General features: G+C 71.5%; 13 protein-coding genes. 8 read left to right on the top strand and 5 right to left on the bottom strand.

Annotated features, from left to right (window positions below):
* Nucleotides 1-199: 199 nt before the first annotated feature.
* Nucleotides 200-5962 carry a ThuA domain-containing protein gene (locus ABD901_RS40675; protein ID WP_425556788.1) on the top strand — a complete coding sequence of 1921 codons (5763 nt, stop codon included), beginning with the start codon at nt 200-202 and terminating at the stop codon, nt 5960-5962.
* A gap of 208 nt (nt 5963-6170) precedes the next feature.
* On the opposite strand, the gene ABD901_RS40670 is transcribed toward ABD901_RS40675, so the two are convergent.
* Nucleotides 6171-7226, bottom strand: coding sequence for a DMT family transporter (locus ABD901_RS40670; RefSeq protein ID WP_345135857.1), 1056 nt, complete (start codon nt 7224-7226; stop codon nt 6171-6173).
* Between the two features lie 505 nt (nt 7227-7731).
* On the opposite strand from ABD901_RS40670, the gene ABD901_RS40665 reads away from it, so the two are divergent.
* Nucleotides 7732-8556 carry a hypothetical protein gene (locus ABD901_RS40665; protein WP_345135855.1) on the top strand — a complete coding sequence of 275 codons (825 nt, stop codon included), beginning with the start codon at nt 7732-7734 and terminating at the stop codon, nt 8554-8556.
* Nucleotides 8557-8723: 167 nt separating this feature from the next.
* On the opposite strand, the gene ABD901_RS40660 is transcribed toward ABD901_RS40665, so the two are convergent.
* Complete coding sequence (locus ABD901_RS40660; protein WP_345135853.1) at nt 8724-9002, bottom strand: hypothetical protein; 279 nt, start codon at nt 9000-9002, stop codon at nt 8724-8726.
* A gap of 84 nt (nt 9003-9086) precedes the next feature.
* Nucleotides 9087-10037 carry a lactonase family protein gene (locus ABD901_RS40655; protein ID WP_345135851.1) on the bottom strand — a complete coding sequence of 317 codons (951 nt, stop codon included), beginning with the start codon at nt 10035-10037 and terminating at the stop codon, nt 9087-9089.
* 24 nt (nt 10038-10061) lie between these two features.
* On the opposite strand from ABD901_RS40655, the gene ABD901_RS40650 reads away from it, so the two are divergent.
* The 5 genes from ABD901_RS40650 (at nt 10062) to ABD901_RS40630 (ending at nt 14819) form a co-directional block, all read left to right on the top strand.
* Nucleotides 10062-10553, top strand: a complete 492-nt coding sequence (locus ABD901_RS40650) for a pyridoxamine 5'-phosphate oxidase family protein (RefSeq protein WP_345135849.1) — start codon at nt 10062-10064, stop codon at nt 10551-10553.
* Nucleotides 10554-10650: 97 nt separating this feature from the next.
* Nucleotides 10651-11649, top strand: coding sequence for a fatty acid desaturase family protein (locus tag ABD901_RS40645; RefSeq protein WP_345135847.1), 999 nt, complete (start codon nt 10651-10653; stop codon nt 11647-11649).
* A gap of 10 nt (nt 11650-11659) precedes the next feature.
* A complete protein-coding gene (locus ABD901_RS40640; RefSeq protein WP_345135846.1) occupies nt 11660-12223 on the top strand; it encodes a DUF1684 domain-containing protein in 564 nt (187 codons plus the stop codon).
* Between the two features lie 19 nt (nt 12224-12242).
* Nucleotides 12243-14048 carry an NAD-binding protein gene (locus tag ABD901_RS40635; RefSeq protein WP_345135845.1) on the top strand — a complete coding sequence of 602 codons (1806 nt, stop codon included), beginning with the start codon at nt 12243-12245 and terminating at the stop codon, nt 14046-14048.
* 39 nt (nt 14049-14087) lie between these two features.
* Nucleotides 14088-14819, top strand: a complete 732-nt coding sequence (locus ABD901_RS40630) for a phosphatase PAP2 family protein (protein WP_345135983.1) — start codon at nt 14088-14090, stop codon at nt 14817-14819.
* Here ABD901_RS40630 and nagA read toward each other — a convergent pair.
* On the bottom strand, nt 14771-15892 hold the full coding sequence (gene nagA, locus ABD901_RS40625) for an N-acetylglucosamine-6-phosphate deacetylase (RefSeq protein ID WP_345135844.1): 1122 nt from the start codon (nt 15890-15892) through the stop codon (nt 14771-14773). The two genes, ABD901_RS40630 and nagA, sit on opposite strands and share 49 nt — an antisense overlap.
* 94 nt (nt 15893-15986) lie before the next feature.
* The gene (locus ABD901_RS40620; protein ID WP_345135842.1) at nt 15987-16937 is read right to left on the bottom strand and encodes an ROK family protein; all 951 of its coding nucleotides are present in this window, start codon (nt 16935-16937) and stop codon (nt 15987-15989) included.
* A gap of 188 nt (nt 16938-17125) precedes the next feature.
* On the opposite strand from ABD901_RS40620, the gene ABD901_RS40615 reads away from it, so the two are divergent.
* On the top strand, nt 17126-17911 hold the full coding sequence (locus tag ABD901_RS40615; protein WP_345135840.1) for a DeoR/GlpR family DNA-binding transcription regulator: 786 nt from the start codon (nt 17126-17128) through the stop codon (nt 17909-17911).
* Nucleotides 17912-18301: the final 390 nt, after the last annotated feature.

The following is an 18301-nucleotide window of genomic DNA, read 5'->3' as shown; positions in this document are numbered from 1 at the left end:
GGCCGCTAGTTTGTTAGGGAACACAACGAACCACCCCGGCGGTCGGGTGGCGCCCTCGGCGGGGCGCTCCTGTGCCGCGTTCCGCCCCGCACCACAAGCACCCCGCACCGAAAAGCAACTGCTCAGCGGTATCGGCGATCGTTGCGCGAAGCCCTGCACAAGGAGCTCCGTGTTCAAGGTCCGAAGGCGCGCGTCACGCGTGCCGATTTTTGCTGCGGCCCTGCCGCTTTTTGCCGGAGCCGTCGTGGCGCTGCCAGCGTCCGCGGCCGAGGCTGCGCCCGTCAAACCCGCCGAAGTCAATGTTCCCGCCCAGCAGGTCCCACAGGCCAACGTCGCCGCTGGGCCGTTCGACGTGCTGGTCTTCTCCAAGACTGCCGGGTTCCGGCACGATGCCATCCCAGCCGGGATCGCCGCGATCCAGGCGCTCGGGGCGGCCAACGGGTTCACCGTCGACACCACCGAGGACTCGGCGTTCTTCACCGACGCGAACCTCGCCAAGTACGAGGTCGTCGTCTGGCTGTCCACGACCGGGGACGTGCTGGACGCCGAGCAGCAGGCGGCGTTCCAGCGCTACATCGAGCACGGCGGCGGGTACGCCGGCGTGCACGCCGCGTCCGACACCGAGTACGACTGGCCCTGGTACGGCGAGCTCATGGGCGCCTGGTTCACCAGCCACCCCGCGCAGCAGCAGGCCACCATCAAGGTCGAGGACCCCGCACATCCTTCGACCAAGGACCTTCCGGCTCGGTGGAGCCGGTTCGACGAGTGGTACAACTTCCGTACCAACCCCCGAGGCAAGGTGCACGTCCTGGCGAGCCTGGACGAGTCCAGCTACACCCCGGGCACGGGTGCGATGGGTGCGGACCACCCGTTCGCCTGGTGTCACGACTACGACGGCGGGCGCTCCTGGTACACCGGCGCCGGCCACACCCAGGAGTCGTACTCCGACCCGCTGTTCCTGAGCCACCTCCTCGGCGGCATCCAGACCGCCGCCGGCGTGGTCAAGGCCGACTGCAGCGCCTCGCTGACCGGCAGCTTCGAGAAGGTCACGCTGGACAGCAACACCAACAACCCGATGGAGCTCGACATCGCCCCCGACGGGCGGGTCTTCTACATCGAGCGTGACGGGCGCGTGCAGATCGTCAAGCCGGACACGCACACGACGGTGACCGCGACCACGGTCCCGGTGTTCACCGGCAACGAGGACGGGCTGCTCGGCATCACGCTGGACCCGCACTTCGCGCAGAACCATTGGGTGTACCTGTACTACTCTCCGGCCGCCGGCCCGCCGAGGAACATCCTCGGGCGCTTCACGGCGAACGGCGACAGCATCGACCTCGCCACCGAGAAGCAGGTGCTGGTGATTCCCACCCAGCGCAACACCTGCTGCCACGAGGGCGGCACGATGACGTTCGACAGCCACGGCAACCTGTTCCTGGCCACCGGCGACAACACCAACCCGTTCGAGTCGAGCGGGTACGCGCCGCTGGACGAGCGGGCCGGGCGCGAGGACTACGACTCGCAGCGCACGGCGGCCAACACCAACGACCTGCGCGGCAAGGTCATCCGGATCACGCCGCAGGACGACGGGACGTACACGGTCCCGGCCGGCAACCTGTTCCCGGCCGGCACGGCGAAGACGAAGCCCGAGATCTACGCGATGGGCTTCCGCAACCCGTTCCGCATCGGCGTCGACCCGCTGACCGACACGCTGTACCTCGGCGACTACGGTCCCGACGCGGCGCAGGCCGACCCGAACCGCGGGCCCGGCAACACCGTCGAGTGGAACATCATCGCCCAGCCGGGCAACTACGGCTGGCCGTACTGCACCGGCGCCAACGTGCCGTACCGGGACTTCACGTTCCCGTCCGGCCCGTCGGGCCCGGCGTTCGACTGCGCCGCGCCGGTCAACGCGTCGCCCAACAACACCGGCCTGACCAACCTGCCGCCGGTCATCGCGGCGACGGTCGACTACGACTACGACGGCAACCCGCGCTTCCCGGAGATCGGGGGCGGCGGCGCGCCGATGGGCGGCCCGGTGTACCGCTACGACGCGAACAACACCGCGGACAACAAGTGGCCGGCGTACTACGACGGCAAGGCCGTGTTCGGCGAGTGGAACCAGAGCAAGCTGTACACGATGCAGGTCACCCCCGACGGCAAGTCCCTGGTGGACATCAACCAGCTGCTGCCCGGGATGTCGTTCATCCGCCCGATGGACATGGACTTCGGGCCGGACGGCGCGTTGTACCTGCTCGAGTGGGGCACCGGGTTCGGCGGCAACAACGACGACTCCGGCGTGTACCGCGTCGACTACGTGGCCGGCAACCGCGCCCCGATCGCGCAGGCCGCCGCGCAGCCGACCAGCGGCGTCGCGCCGCTCGCGGTGCAGTTCTCCAGCGAGGGCTCGCGTGACCCGGACGGGCAGGCGATCACCTACGCCTGGGCGTTCGGCGACGGCGGCACGTCCACCGAGGCGAACCCCTCGCACACGTACACCACCAACGGCAACTTCACCGCGCAGCTGACCGTCACCGACACCGGCGGGCGCACCGCCACCGCCAACGTGCCGGTCACCGTGGGCAACACGGCCCCGACGGTGCGCATCACGCTGCCCCCCGACGGGGGCTTCTACGAGTGGGGCGACCAGGTCAAGTTCACCGTCGAGGTCAGCGACCCGGAGGACGGGCAGATCGACTGCTCGAAGGTCCAGGTGCAGTACCTGCTCGGCCACGACGAGCACGCACACCCGCTGCAGCAGTACACCGGCTGCTCCGGCACCGTGCAGACGACGCTGGCCAGCGGCCACGGCGCGGACGCCAACGTCTTCGCCGTGATCGAGGCGTCCTATGTGGACGGCGGCGGTGCGGGCGGCGCGGCGCCGCTGACCGGGCGCTCGCTCGTGCAGCTGCAGCCGAAGCGCAAGCAGGCGGAGTACTTCGCGGCGACCGGGCGCGTGCCCGGCGTCAACTCCGGCGGCACGCCCGGCGTGCAGCGCGAGACCACGGGCGACCCGCTGGGCGGCTTCCAGAACATCGGGTTCGTCGAGGAGGGCGACTGGTTCTCCTTCGCGCCGGCCAACCTGACCGGCATCGACAGCCTGCGGATCCGGGCCGCGAGCAACAACGCCAGCGGCGGCACGATCCAGATCCGGACCGGGACGCTGGACGGGCCGATCGTCGGCTCGGTCGCGGTGCCCGGCACGGGCGGGTGGCAGACCTACGTCGACCTGTCCGTCCCCATCACCGCCAGCACGACGTCGGGGCCCCTGTACTTCATCGCCACCGGCGCGGGTGCGGGGTACAACATCAACTGGGTCGATTTCCTCGGCCGCGGCGTGACCGACAACGCGCCGCCGGCGGTCACCGCCTCGGCGAGCCCGGCGAGCGGCACGACGCCGTTCGTGGTCTCGTTCACCGGCTCGGCGACCGACGCGGAGGGTGACAACCCCCTGACCTACGCCTGGGACTTCGGCGACGGGGGTACGGCGGCAACGGCGAACGCCACGCACACGTACACGGCGCCGGGCAACTTCACGGCGACGCTCACGGTCACCGACGCCCGCGGGGCCAAGGGGACCGCGACCGTGGCGGTGCGCGCGGAGGCGCCCAACACCCAGTGCTTCGGCGCTCGCTCGGACGACTTCCTCGGGTCCTCGCTGGACCGTACGAGGTGGACGGTCGTGCGCGAGGGACAGGCGCTGAGCGTCTCCGGCGGGTCGCTGCACCTGCCGACGGCCGCGGGTGACCTGTACGGGGGCACCAACGGCGCGACCAACCTGGTCGTACAGCCCGCACCGTCCGGCGCCTGGCAGGCCACCGCGAAGGTGACCCTGCCGACGACGGCGAACTACCAGCAGGCCGGCCTGATCCTCTACGGCGACGACGACAACTACGCCAAGGTCGATCTGCTGCACGCGGACGGGCGCAAGGTCGAGTTCATCCGCGAGAGCGCCGGCACGCCGCGCAACGAGGCGGCCGACGCGACCACCGCTCAGCCGGGCGACACCTACTACGTCCGGCTGATCTCCGACGGCACGAACCTGACGGCGGCGTACTCCGCCGACGGCACCACGTTCGTGCCGGTCGGGCGGTCCGCGGCGCTGGCCGGCATCGCCAACCCGCGGATCGGGCTCTACGCGCTCAACGGCGGCACCACGGCGCCCGTCGTCGACGCGACGTTCGACTGGTTCCAGCTCTCGCCGGACGACGCTCCGTCCAACGTGGACCCCAGCGACGAGTTCAACTCGTCCACGCTGGACCACTGCCGGTGGAACGCGATCGTCCGCGAGGACTCCACCGGGTACCGCATGACCGGCGGCGCGTTGCAGATCGACGTGCCGAACGGCGACATCTACGGCACCGGCAACAGCGGGCCGAAGAACTTCATCCTGCAGAAGGCTCCGAGCGGCGACTTCACCATCGAGACCAAGGTGGACGGGTCGGCGTTCAACGAGCAGTACCAGCAGGGCGGCCCGATCGTGTACATCGACGACGATAACTACGTCAAGCTCGACTACATTGCCGACAACTCGCCCGGCCAGGCCCTCGTGCGGCGCATCGAGTTCCGCAGCGAGATCGGCGCCGCCGTCCAGGACCCGCAGCCGAACGTGGGCAACCTGACCTCGGGGGTGTGGTACTTCCGCATCGCCAAGGTCGGCAACGCGTACACCGGCAGCTACTCCGCCGACGGCACCACCTGGACGACGATCGCCACGCTCACCAACGCGGCGCTCGCGTCCAACGCCAAGATCGGGCTCTACACCCTCGGCGCCGGCCAGACGGCGTCGAAGCCGGCCTCGTTCGACTACTTCCGCGTTTCGGGTGGCGACACCACGCCGCCGACCGTCACCGCCACCGTGGACGGCACCGCCGTCAACGGCTGGTACGCCGGTCCGGTGACCGTGTCGCTGGCCGCCAACGAGGGGAGCATCGAGTACCAACTCGACGGCGCCACCGCCTGGACCGCCTACACCGGTCCGGTCGCGGTCTCCGGCGACGGCACACACCAGGTCCGCTACCGCGCGACCGACACGGCCGGCAACGTCTCGGCGGTCGGCACCCAGGAGGTGAAGATCGACGCCACGGCGCCGGTCACCACCGCCAGCTTCGCGCCGGCGACGGACGCGGGCTGGCACAACGGGGCAACGCCGGTCACGCTCGCCGCGGCCGACGCCGGCTCCGGAGTGTCCAAGGTGGAATGGTCGCTCGACGGCGGGGCCTGGACGCCGTACACCGCGCCGGTGAACGTCACCGGCGAGGGCCAGCACGAGCTGCTCTACAAGGCCACCGATGCGGCCGGCAACGTGGAGACGCTCAAGTCGGCGATCCTGAAGATCGACGCGACCGCGCCGACCGTCATCGTCGCCGGGCTGGCCGACGGGCAGCTCTACGGCGACAGCCAGGACGTCCGCGTCACCTGGCAGGCGATCGACCCGACGTCGGGCGTGAAGTCGGTCGTCGGCAAGCTCGACGGCGGTGCGTACCAGACCGGGACGCTGCAGGCGATGTACGAGCTGGATCTGGGCATGCACCAGCTCAGCGTCGTCGGCACCGACAACGCCGGGAACGCGACCACCACCACGGTCACGTTCTTCGTCACCACCTCGTTCCGCGACATGCAGAACCTGCTGGACCGGTTCAAGGCGACGAGCCGGCTGTCGAACAAGGCGTACACGCAGCTCTCGGACGCCCTCGCCAAGGCGCGCAAGTCCGAGGCGAACGGCAACGACACCAAGGCGCTCAAGCAGCTCGCCGACTTCCGGGCGCTGCTGACGGCGACCCTGGTGCCCGAGGCCGAGGTCCGCGACACGCTGGTGCGCGACACCGATGCGATGACGGTCCGGCTCGGCGGCACGCCGCCGAACAACGCCGGCGTCAAGGCCAACTCCGGCAAGTCCCTGAAGGGCACCGGGCGCCTTGACGAGGACCCCAACAGATTGAAGAAGAACGGAAAACTGTGAGGGTTTTTTACCTCATGATGGTGCTCGCCCTGTTCGCTCCGTCTCCGAGCGGCCTCCAACTGGAGGTCGCCGGGGACGGGGCGGCGGGGGTGACCGTGCGCGCGTCCGGCACGGCCGACGACGTCCGGCTCGTTCTCACCGCCACGGCGGAGGGCGGCCGGACCGTCGGGCCGATCCAGCTCAACCCTTCCGCCGAGGGGCGGGGCTTCTACTCCTCCGGCCCGGTGCTCTCGCCGGGCCGGTGGACGGTGGTGGTCACCGGCCCCTCGGCGCGGGCTTCGGCGGTCGTGGAGGCACGCGCACCGCAGAGCCCGCCGTCGCCCGCCGCTCGGGCGGCGGCTCCGGCACCGAAATCGTCATCACATCTCTGGCTGTGGGGGCTGGCCGCGCTCGTCGTGGCGTCCGCGTTCACGGCCGTGGCGTTGGTCCGGCTCCGGCGCTCCTGAAGCGCCAGGGCCGCGACCGAGGCCAGTAGCAACGCGCCGCCCGCCGCCGACCAGGGGGTGAGCGGTTCGTGGAGTACCAGCGCGCCGAGGGCCACCGCGGCCAGGGGCTCGCTGAGGGCGACCACCGATGCGGTGGTCGCCCGCACCACGGTCAGGCCGCGGAAGAACAGCGCGTAGGCCAGGGCGGTGGGCACGGCGCCGAGGAACGCCAGCAGCCCGAGCGTCACCCCGAGCCCGTCCGCGCGCGGCACGAGCCCCTCGAACGCGGCGAGGGGGAGCAGCGCGAGCGAGCCGATCGCGAACCCGCCCAGCGCCGCGTCGTACGGATCGTCGCTCTTGGCCCGGTTGAGCAGCGTGACGCCGGCGTATCCGGCCGCGCTGACGAGCGCGACTGCGATCCCCGCCATCGGGTGCGGCCCGGTCTGCGGGTTCTGCACCACGAGCAGGGCGAGCCCCAGGAGCGCGGCGGCGAGGATCTTCGTGTTGCGCAGGAACGTCCGCTCGGCCAGAGCGATGAGCACGGGACCGGAGCCGAGCGTGACGACGGTGACGATCCCGACGCCGCCCAGGTCGATGGCGACGTAGTAGGCGGTCTGGTACAGCGCCATGCCCAGACCGTTGAGGATGGTCGTCCTGCCGAGGTTCGGTCGTTTCCTGAGCAGGGCGGCGAGCAGGGCGAGCCCGCCGATGTAGCGCCAGAAGGTGACGGCGACGGGGCCGAGGCCGGAGTCCCGGTAGAGCAGGGCGGCGACGAAGCCGCCGACGCCCCACGAGACGGCCGCGAGCGCTATGTAGAACAGGCCTTTTGAGGGAGCCACTTTGAGTGCCTTCCGATCGGTGTCGACTGGACGCGTCCGAACGCGGGCAGCCGCCACCGACCCGGGTCACGTCACCGGGTTGCTCGGCGTTTCTTGGGGCGGCCCGCTACCGAATGGGCGGCGGGCACACGACACACAGGCACATGCGGCGGACGATATCCATCCCTCGCCGGCAGGACACCCGAATTTCCTCCACCGATCACGATGTGGTGACAAGTCGCCGACAGTCCACTGAGGATCAACACGCAGCGCGACCGCGACACGCCGCGCGACTCGCCGATGAGCAGCGAATTCTTGCTTGGTTGTCACTATTCGTGTACGGAACTTCGTCGAATAGTCACATTTCGATCGGATGACCCGTGTGGCCGACGCCGACTACGCTGTAGCGACACGCACAGCCGGAGGTCGCGCCGTGGCTATTGAAGCTTCCGCCACGTTGGCACAAACATCCAGTGACCTGCCGTGGACCCTCAATGGGGGTCGTGGCATCTTCGGTCTTGACCCGGTGACGGGCGCCATCGTCCTGTGGCTGGCGCTGATGGCCTTCATCGTGCTGTTCGTGCTTCTGGCCGGCTTCCTGGCCCGCTGGAGCCTCTACCGCCTCAACCGCGCGGATCGCCTCGCCGCGGCCGAGGAGGCCGAGGCGAGCCTGAGCCCCACAGAGCGCGCACGCCTGCGCATCGAGGCCGGCGAGCTCATCCGCCAGGCCGCCGCGACCGCCGCCGCGGCCAAGCGCGCGCAGATCACCGTCACCGAGGCCCAGGCCCGCAGCGTCGCCGCCGCGCAGGCCCGCGAGCAGGCGTGGGCGGTGTTCGACGTGGCCCAGAAGGCCTACCAGGAAGCGTTGAAGGAGGCCGGCCAGGTCTCGTCGGACCTGCCCGGGGGCGAGCAGGACGAGGACGCCAAGCGCGAGGTCTCGCGCGCGGCGCTCGACGCCTTCAAGCGCGGCGACATCACGGTTGACGCGCTCGAGCAGGTGTTCAAGGGCGTGGCCGGCGCCGACCCGCTGCAGGAGCTGGCCGCCCGCGAGGTCGAGCTGCGCCGCACCGCCGAGAGCCGGGCCCGCCGCCTGTACGAGGCCGCGGCCGCCGCCGAGCGCGCCGCGGTGAAGGCCGCCGACGTCGCGGTCGTGGCCGCCGCCGCACTGGCCCAGGAGGCCGCCGAGGTCGCCGAGGAGGCCGCGGAGCTGCGCGACACCCTGGACGCGGCCCGCCAGGCCGGCATCACGGCTTCGACGCTCGGCCCCCGCCCGCGCATCCCGCGCCAGCGCACCCGCAACTCCCGCTCGGAGTCCCCGGACAAGCCGGCCCTGACCTCCGAGGCGGCGTAGCTTTCCGTAGCGCGATTTCACGCTCCGCAGCCGTCGACGGCCTTGATTTGCTACCGTCTGTTACGGTGGAGGAAAGGAACGCCGGCCGCCGAGCCCGAACCGCGCGGTCGTTGGAAGCGATCTCGCGGCATTGACGAAGGCGGCTGAACGGTGCAGCGACTAAGCGGCTAAGCGGTCTCGGCCAGGTCGGTGCCGGTGATCGGCGGGGGTCCCTCGTCCGCATCGGCGAGCTCCGAAGGCTCGAACCGCATCCCGGCCAGCGTCTCCTGCAGGCGCACCAGATCGGGCTCCGCGAGCTGGAACGACGCGCGGCAGATCTTGTCGACCCACAGCGATACGACGACCGTGCCGCGCTGTGGATGGCACGTCACGCGCATGGTGCGGTCGCCGCCGCGCACATCCTCGAAAATGCCGCCCGTCTTGGGCAGCGCCACCAGCTCACCCATGGACCCATGCTGCGGCACTGAACGCCGGTTCAGCAAGCGTTCAGTGCCGCCTCATCCCGCGGATCGCCTCGCGGACGACGTCGGTCAGACGGGGATCACGGCGCTGGGGGAGGGGTGTTCGAGAACCACGCGGGCCGGGTGCGGGATGCCGGAGTCGCGATCGAGCTCCAGCAGGGTCACCGTGCCCGAGTGCTGGTTCGCCACGCACAGGGCGCCGTCCAGCACGGCGAAGTGGCGGGGCCAGGTGCCGCCCGTGGAGACCTCGTCGATCGGGAGGAGGCCCTCGGGCTCGACCGCGAAGGTCGTGATGGTGTCGTTGCCGCGGTTCGCGACGTAGAGCAGGCGGGCGTCGCGCGACAGGGCGAGCTCGCTCGGGAAGTTGTCGCCGACCGGCTGGACTAGGCAGGACGGCTTCACGTCCAGCAGCTCGAATCCCGAGGTGTACGTCGAGACGGTCGACGTCAGCTCGTTGGAGACGAAGACGCGGCCGTCCGGATGGAAGACGAGGTGCCGCGGGCCGCTGCCCAGCGGCTGGACCGTCGTGGTGAGCACGTGTTCCAGGAGGCCCTCGGGGGTCAGGCGGTAGTGGACGATCGCGTCCATGCCGAGGTCGACGGCGTGGACCATGTGGTCGCGGATCGTGACGTGGTGCGCGTGCGGGCCCTCCTGGCGGTCCTCGCGCACGCTCGCGCCGACGTGCTGGGCCAGGTCGGTGCGGCGGTCCAGGGAGCCGTCCGGGCGCAGCGCGAACGCCGCCACCGAGCCGGTGGCGTAGTTGGCCGCGAGCAGGTGGTCGCCGGAGACCGCGAGGTGGCACGGGGAGCCGCCGCCCGTCGGCAGGCTGCCGAGGGGTTCGCCCTCCGGGGTGAACGCCGAGACCTGACCGCCGTCGAGCTCGCCGACGGCGTACCGGATCCCGGTCGGCCCGACCGCCAGGAAGCTGGGCGCGGGCGTGTGAACCGGCGGGGCGAGCGGCTTGAAGTCGTCGTCATAGGTCGAGTACAGGTCCGCGTAGGAGCCGATGAGCACTGGCACCTGAGCAAGCCTAGGCTTCCGGGCATGGGTATGCACCGCGGACGCCCGCAGATGCCCGGGTACGGGATCGAGGAGGGCGACGAAGGCCTGCTCGACTGGGACGCGGTCCGCGACCGGCTCCGCGACTCGCACAACTACTGGCTGTCGACGGTACGACCGGACGGCCGCCCCCACGCGATGCCGGTCTGGGCCGTCTGGCTCGCCGACGCCGTCTGGTTCTCGAGCTCCCTGCGGTCGCGAAAGGTGCGCAACCTGCGGATCAATGCGGCGTGCACGATCACCACAGAGGACGGGCGCGCCCCGGTGATCGTCGACGGTACCGCGGAGATCATCACCGACCTCGAACCGATCCGCGCCTTCCTGGACGCCACCAACGCCAAGTACTCGGCCGGCCTCGACATGCAGTTCCTCGACCCGGCCGTCAACGCGACCGTGCGCGTGGCGCCCCGCGAGGTCTTCGCGTTGGAGGAAGCCCGCTTCACGCAGACACCCACGCGTTTCCGCCTCTACTCTTAGTTGCCGCCTCGACCCTTAAGGGTGGGGCCAGCCCCACCATCGAATCTGGGGGCTGTCCGGTTCGATCATCGGGCCGGAAAACGAAACGCTGAGGCACATGACAGTTCTGGTTGACGCGCCACGGTCCAGCGACTTCACCGGACTCTCCCAGCGGGTTCGCGCCGCCGGGCTGCTCGATCGGCGGCCGTGGTACTACGCCGTCCGGCTCACCCTCGTCGCCGCGCTCTACGCCGGCGGCTGGGCGGGCCTGGCCGTGACGCACAGCCTGTGGTTCGCGATCGTCCTCGCTGTCGCATACGCCCAGGTGGCCCTCGTCGCGCACGACCTGGCGCACAAGCAGGTCTTCCGCGGCCGCCGCTGGTCGGAGGGGCTGGGGATGGTGGTGGGCAACGCCGGCATCGGCATGAGCTACGGCTGGTGGATGAACAAGCACACGCGCCACCACGCCAACCCCAACCACGAGGAGCACGACCCGGACGTCGCGCCGGACATCCTCGTCTGGTCGACCCGGCAGGCGGAGCGGGCGCGCGGCGCGGCCCGGCTGATCGGCGGCCACCAGGCGCTGCTGTTCTTCCCGCTGCTGCTGCTCGAGGGCTTCAACCTCCACGTGCAGAGCGCCCGCGCGATCCCGTCGGTGAAGCGCCGCCGGCTGGAGGGCTTCCTCCTGTACGGCCACTTCGCCGTCTACCTGGCCGCGGCCTTCCTGCTGCTGTCGCCGCTCACGGCGATCGCCTTCATCGTGGTACACCAGGCGCTCTTCGGCTTGTATCTCGGCCTGACGTTCGCGCCCAACCACAAGGGCATGCCGGTACTCACCGGCGACGACGAGGAGCTGGACTTCCTGCGCAAGCAGGTGCTCACCTCGCGCAACGTGCGCGGGGGCGTCTGGCTCGACGTCGTGCTCGGCGGCCTCAACTACCAGATCGAGCACCACCTGTTCCCGAACATGCCCACGCCCAACCTGCGCCGCGCCCAGCCGATCGTCGAGCGCTACTGCGCCGAGATCGGCGTGCCGTACCAGTCGGAGACCTTCGTCGCGTCCTACGCACAGGCGCTGCGCCACCTGCACGAGGCCGGCGCGCCGCTGCGGCGGTAGCTTTCGGGGGGTGGACGCTCTCTCACTCGCCGACTTCCGGGCCCGGGTCGCCGCCATGTATCTGTCCGACACGGATCTGGCGGGGTTCCGGGCCCGGCGCGACGATCTGTTCGCCACCCATCCGCAGTCCGCGGCGCCCGGGCCGCTGCGCTACTTCCCGCCGGACGACGACTTCGTCGCCACGGTGTCGATGACCCCGGCCGAAGGGGGCCTGGAGATCGACACCGGCGGCGAGGACGGCGTGCTGCGCTACGAGCGGGCCGGGATCCTCGACACGCCGTGGGGGTCGCTGACGTTGTTCTGGCTGGCGGCGTACGGCGGCGGGCTGTTCCTGCCCTTCCGCGACGGCACCAGCGGCCGGGAGACGTACGGCGCCGGGCGCTACCTGACCGACACCGTGAAGGGCACGCACGGCCGGGGCGTGGAGGCGCTGCCCGACGGCCGCGTGCGGCTGGACTTCAACTACGCGTACAACCCGTCCTGCGCCTACGACGACGCCTGGGCCTGCCCGCTCGCGCCGTGGGAGAACCGCCTGACGGCAGAGATCCGCGCCGGCGAGCTGTCCTATCACTGATCTTCGCTAGGATCGCCCGGTGACGTCCGAGTCGTGGCTGATGAGGCGGCTGCGGGGCAACCTTCCACGCGTTCAGGCGATCACCCGTCCGTGGTCGATCCCCGCGCCGGACGGCGAGGCGGCCACCCGGCACGCCGTGCACGCGCCGGCCAAGCGCGTGGTCGTGTGCGGCGACGATCCGCTCGCGTTCCGGTTGATCCGCGAGCTCATCGAGCAGTACGGGGTGCACGTCACCGCCATCCTGCCGAGCGTGAAGCGGCGCTACGGTCCCGAGATCGCGCGGCTGATCGCCGAGCACGGCGGGCGGCTGGTCGAGGCCGAGCGGCCCGACACCGAGGCGTTCGAGCGGGCCGACCTCGCCGGCGCCGACGCGCTCGCGCTGGTCAAGCAGGACGACATCGGCAACCTCGACGCGGCGCTGCAGGCGCAGGAGCTCAACCGCAGGATCCGGCTCGTCATCCGGATGTTCAACCTGCGGCTCGGGCACAGCGTGCGGCGCAACTTCGCCGACGTCCGCGTGCTCTCCGACGCGCAGATGGCCGCGCCCGCGTTCGTCTCCGAGGCGCTCGGCGAGGTCGCGCCGGTGCACGTGCGGGTCGCGCAGCGCACCCTGTTCGTGGCCCGCCGCGCCGACGTGCGCCGCGACGACGTGGTGGTCGGGCTGGCCCGCACGGCCGGCGAGGACGAGCCCGAGCTGCTTCCGGAAGATCAAGACCAGGCGGATCTGGTACTCGCTGTGGCCAACGGCGAGCGCGCCGCAACGGTCCTGTTTCCGCACGACCCGGAGCATCGACGGCGGCGCCGGTGGCACAACCCGCTGCGCAGCATCCGCGGGCTGATCAGCCGGCGGCTGTGGATCACCGCGCTCGCCCTGCTGGCGGTCGGCGCCGCCGCCACCGCGGTCATCGCGCACTACAAGCACATCAGCTGGTGGGGCGCCGCCTACGTGACGCTGCTGTCGGAGCTGACCGGCGCGAGCCCGGACCTGCAGACACACTGGCCGGAGAAGGTCGTCACGACCATCCTCGGCCTGGTCAACGTGGCCCTGATCCCGGTCATCACGGCCGCGGTCGTCGAGGCCGTCGTCAACGCCCGGCTCGCCATCGCGCTCAACCGGCTGCGCGAGCCGCTCTCCGACCACGTGGTCGTCGTCGGGCTCGGCAACGTCGGGACCCGGGTCATGCACTCGTTCGTCGACCTCGGCGTGCCGGTCGTGGTCATCGACCGCAACGAGAACGCGCGCGGCGCGCAGTCGGCCCGCGAGCGCGGCGTGCCGTTCATCGTCGGCGACGCCAGCAACGTGGAGACGCTGCGGGCCGCCTCGGTGAACACCTGCCGGGCGCTGGTCGTGGTCTCCACCGATGACCAGGCCAATCTGGAGGCGGCGCTGGAGGGGCGGGCGCTCAAGCCCGACCTGCGGGTCATCCTGCGGCTCTTCGACGGCCGGTTCGCCGACCGCGTGCAGCGCGCGTTCGGCATCACCGCCTCGCGCAGCGTGTCGTACCTCGCCGCGCCCGCCTTCGCCGCCGCCCTGCTCGAGCGCGAGGTCATCGGCACCGTCCCGGTCGACCGCCGCGTCCTGCTGCTGGCCGAGGTGCCCGTGTGCGCCGGGTCACAGCTGGACGGCCGCCCGGTCGCCGCCGCGCAGGACGTCGGCGAGGTGCGGGTGCTCGCCGTGGCGACCGACGAGGAGCGCCAGACCGTCTGGGCCCCGCCGGCCGGTTACGTGCTGCGCGCCGACGACCTGCTGACTGTGGTCACGACGCGGCTCGGACTCGGCGACCTGTTGGCTCGCACCGGCGGCACGGTCGACGTATCCCGCTGAGCTCCGCGCGGCAGCTCATGTAGCTTTTGGTGCGTGCGCATCGAGTTACGCCCCGTCCGTCCCGCCGGTTGGTGGCTCGATGCTCTGCTCGTGGCGGGGTTCGTCGTGATCACCGTCCTGCTGGCCGCGAAGACCCCGCTCCTGCACGTCGACACCGCGGTGCGGGACTTCGTCGACGCCCACCGCCCGGGATGGCTCGACACGACGCTGCGGTGGTTCAACAAGCTCGGCCAGGGCGGCCAGGTGCTCACCCCGCTGGCCTTGATCGTCGCCTTCTTCATGAGCCGGGCGCGCCACACGGTGCGCCCGTTCCTCCTGGTCGTCGGCGCCTTCGCGCTCACGTACGTGACCATCGGGCCGCTGAAGGTCTGGACCGACCGGCTGGCCGCGAGCGAGCACAAGCATGCCCATCCCGAGTATCTGTTCTACGTCGACGGGGGCCTGTCGTACCCGTCGGGCCACGTGGTCAACGCCATCGTCTGGTACGGCGTGCTGGCCACCCTGCTCAGCGGCGTGCTCCGCCCGCGCCTGGTGGCCGCCATCCGCTACACGATTCCGCTGGTCCTACTCTTCACCACGACGTACCTGAGCTTCCACTGGATCACCGACGGCCTGGCGGCGCTGCTGCTCGGCCTGTTCCTGGACCGGCTGCTGCGCCGCACGCCGTGGGACGCGATCCCGCTCGGTGGTCGCCTGATCCGCTCGGGCTGGGCCGGGCCGTTCTACGACGCCGAGCCCGCCACCCAGGCACCGGCCCGCATGACCCGCTGAACGCCGAGGTCCTCGTCCAGCAGCACCAGGTCGGCTCGCAGGCCCGGGCGCAGGGCGCCCACCTCGCCGGCCAGGCCGATCGCGCCGGCCGGCGTCGACGAGGCCATCCGCGCGGCGTCGACCAGCGACAGCCCGGCGCCCACGGCGCGGCGGAAGGCCTGGTCCATGGTCAGGGTGCTGCCGGCGATCGCGCCGTCGCGCGCCAGCCGGGCCACCCCGCCGGCCACGGTGACGGCCTGGCCGCCCAGCTCGTAGGTGCCGTCGGGCATGCCGGCGGCGGCCATGGCGTCGGTGATCAGCGCGGCGCGGGCCGGTCCGGTCACCGTGGCGGCGAAGGCGAGCGTGCCGTCGTGCAGGTGGATGCCGTCGGCGACGAACTCGCAGACCACGCCCGCGGCGCCGAGCAGGGCGAAGACCGGGCCGGGCTGGCGGTGGTGCGGCGGGCGCATGCCGTTGAAGACGTGGGTGCCGACGGTGGCGCCGGCCTCGACGCCCGCGAGGGTCTCCTCGTAGGTGGCGTCGGTGTGCCCGATGGCGGCGACGACCCCGCGCTCGACCAGTAGGCGGATGGCGTCCAGGGCGCCGGGCAGCTCGGGCGCGACGGTGACCAGGCGCACGGCGCCCTCGCCCGCCGCGATGAGCGCCTCGAGCTCGTCGGTCGAGGGGTGGCGCAGGTGGGCTGGGTTCTGGGCGCCGCAGCGGGCCTGCGACAGGTACGGGCCCTCGAAGTGGATGCCGGCCAGCACGCCCTCGCCGACGAGCGGCGCGAACGCCTCGGTGGCGCTCAGCATCAGCTCCGGCGGGGAGGTGACAAGGCTGGCGAGCATGCTCGTGGTGCCGTGCGCGAGGTGGTACGCCGCGGCCTTGCGGGCCTCGCCGGCGTCTCCGGTGGTGAAGGTCGCGCCGCCGCCGCCGTGGACGTGGATGTCGACGAAGCCGGGCACCGCAGTGCCGCCGGTCGGCGATCCGGAGTGCTCGCCGACCTCGGCGATCCGATCGCCCTCGACCCGGACGAAGCCGTTGTCGATGACGCGGTCGCCCGCGACGACCCGAACCCCGGATACCAACGTCATTGCGCAGTTCCCTTCGATTGCTTCCCCTGCGATTTGCTTGCCCTGCGATTTGCTTGCCCTGCGATTGCTTGCCCTGCGATTGCTTGCCCTGCGATTACTTGCCCTGCGATTGCCTGCCCTGCGATTGCAAGTTGTCGAGCGCGAGCAGGGCGGCGCCCAGGCAGCCGGCCTCGTCGCCGAGCGCGGCGCGCGTGATGACCGGCTCGCGGTGGAACGTCACCCGCTCGTGCACGCCCTCGCGCAGCGGCGCGAGCAGCGCCTCGCCGGCCTCGGCCAGCCCGCCGCCGAGCACGATCACGGCCGGGTCGAACAGCGCGATGCCGGTCATCAGCCCGTCGGCGAGGGCGTCGATCGTCTCGCGCCAGACGGCGACCGCGGTCGCCTCGCCCTCGGCGGCCAGGCGCGCGACCTCCTCCGCGGTGGCGGCGCGGCCGGCCTGCTCGGAGTAGCGGCGCCCGACCGCGGACGCCGAGGCGATGGCCTCCAGGCAGCCGTGCTGGCCGCAGCCGCACTTCGGGCCGCCCGGGCGCACGACGATGTGGCCGATCTCCCCGCCCGCGCCGTGTGCGCCGGCGTAGACCTGGCCGTGCACCACGTTGGCGGCGGCGATGCCGGTGCCGATCGGGATGACGAGGACGTAGTCGTGGCCGCGCCCGGCGCCCAGCCGCGCCTCGGCGAGGCCGCCGGCGCGAACGTCGTGGCCGAGGGCCGCGGGCAGGCCGAGGCGCGCCTCGAGGAGAGACTTCAGCGGTACGTCCCGGAAGCCGACGTTCGCCGCCCAGACCGCGACGCCGTTGGCCTCGTCGATCACCCCCGGCACCGCAAGGCCCGCGCCGACGGGCTCGAGCCCCTTGTCCCGGGCGGTGGCGGCGAGGCCCTCGGCGATCGAGAGGATGGTCTCGACGACCGCCTCCCCGCCGCGGTCGGCGCCGGTGCGGTGCCGCTCCGCGTGCTGGACCGTGTGCAGCGCGTCGCCGTCGGCGCCGACGAGTGCACACTTGATCCCGGTGCCCCCGACATCGAGGGCGATCACGGTCTGCGTCATGTGCGGCTCAAACCTCGCCTGATCGTCATTGCTTGCAGATGCCTCGGTTCGCGCATCATTGCGCACACGCGGGCGGACTGGCAACCGTAGCTCAGCCCTTCGTTCGAGCAGTTGCCTTTGCGTTTACCCGCTGTTTCGCGCATTATTGTGCACACATCTCGCACCGTACGCGCAGGGGAGGGGGTTGAGTGGACCGTTACGCGCGCTGGAACGCGCTGCTCGAGATCCTCACCGACAGCGGGCGCATCAGCGTGGAGGACGCCGCCGACCGGCTCGACGTGTCGCAGGCGACCATCCGGCGCGACTTCGACCAGCTCGCGCAGCAGCAGATGATCACGCGCACGCGCGGCGGGGCCGTGGCCAACGGGGTGTCCTACGACCTGCCCCTGCGGTACAAGACCGCGAAGCACGCGCCGGAGAAGCAGCGCATCGGCGCCGCGGCGGCCGCCCTGGTCTCGCCCGGCATGGTCGTCGCGCTCAACGGCGGCACCACCACGACCGAGGTCGCCCGCGCGCTGGCCGTGCGCCCCGAGCTCACCGGCGGCGTCGACGACGCCCAGCTCACCGTCGTCACCAACGCGCTGAACATCGCCAACGAGCTGCTGGTCCGCTCCCGGATGAAGATCGTCGTCACCGGCGGCGTGGTCCGGCCGCAGTCCTTCGAGCTGGTCGGCCCGCTCGGCGGCAACATCCTGCGCGACGTCACCCTCGACATCGCCCTGCTCGGCGTCGACGCGCTCGACGTCACCCTCGGCGCCGCGGCGCACCACGAGGGCGAGGCCGCCATGAACAGCCTCATGGTCGCCCGCGCCCGCCGGGTGGTGATCATCGCGGACAGCTCGAAGCTCGGCGGCCACGCGTTCGCCCGGATCTGCCCGATCGACCGCATCGACACCCTCGTCACCGACTCCAACGCGACCCAGCAGACGCTGGACGCATTCCGCGCGGCGGGCGTCACGATCGTCACCGCCTGAGCGCGCTGTCTTATTGCTCGCTTCGCTCGCGGTGGGGGAGCTTCGCTCCACCCACACCCCCTCAAACCCGCGGCGGCGTGCGCGCGCGGAGAAAAGGTTCTCTGTACCGTCTGGCGGCCTGGCGTCTCGGCGGCGCGCCGAGACGCGTAGTGGGCGGATTCGCGGGGGGCGAGCCGCGGGGGCGCGCCCGCGCGTTCTCGTCCGGCGGCCGGGCGCATCGGCGGCGTGCCGAGACGCGTAGTGGGCGGATTCGCGGGGGCGAACCGCGGCGGCGTGTCCGCGCGGAGAAAAAGGTTCGCTGTTCCCGTCTGGAGGTCGGCGCATCGGCGTCGCGTCGAGCCGCGGGGGCGCGCCCGCGCGATGAACAAGTTCGCTGTTCCCTCGCTGCAC

The sequence above is a fragment of the Dactylosporangium darangshiense genome (assembly GCF_039537565.1).
Classification (GTDB): domain Bacteria; phylum Actinomycetota; class Actinomycetes; order Mycobacteriales; family Micromonosporaceae; genus Dactylosporangium; species Dactylosporangium darangshiense.
The sequence above is the reverse complement of the archived record's forward strand: the minus strand, read 5'-3'. Positions and strand labels throughout refer to the sequence as shown.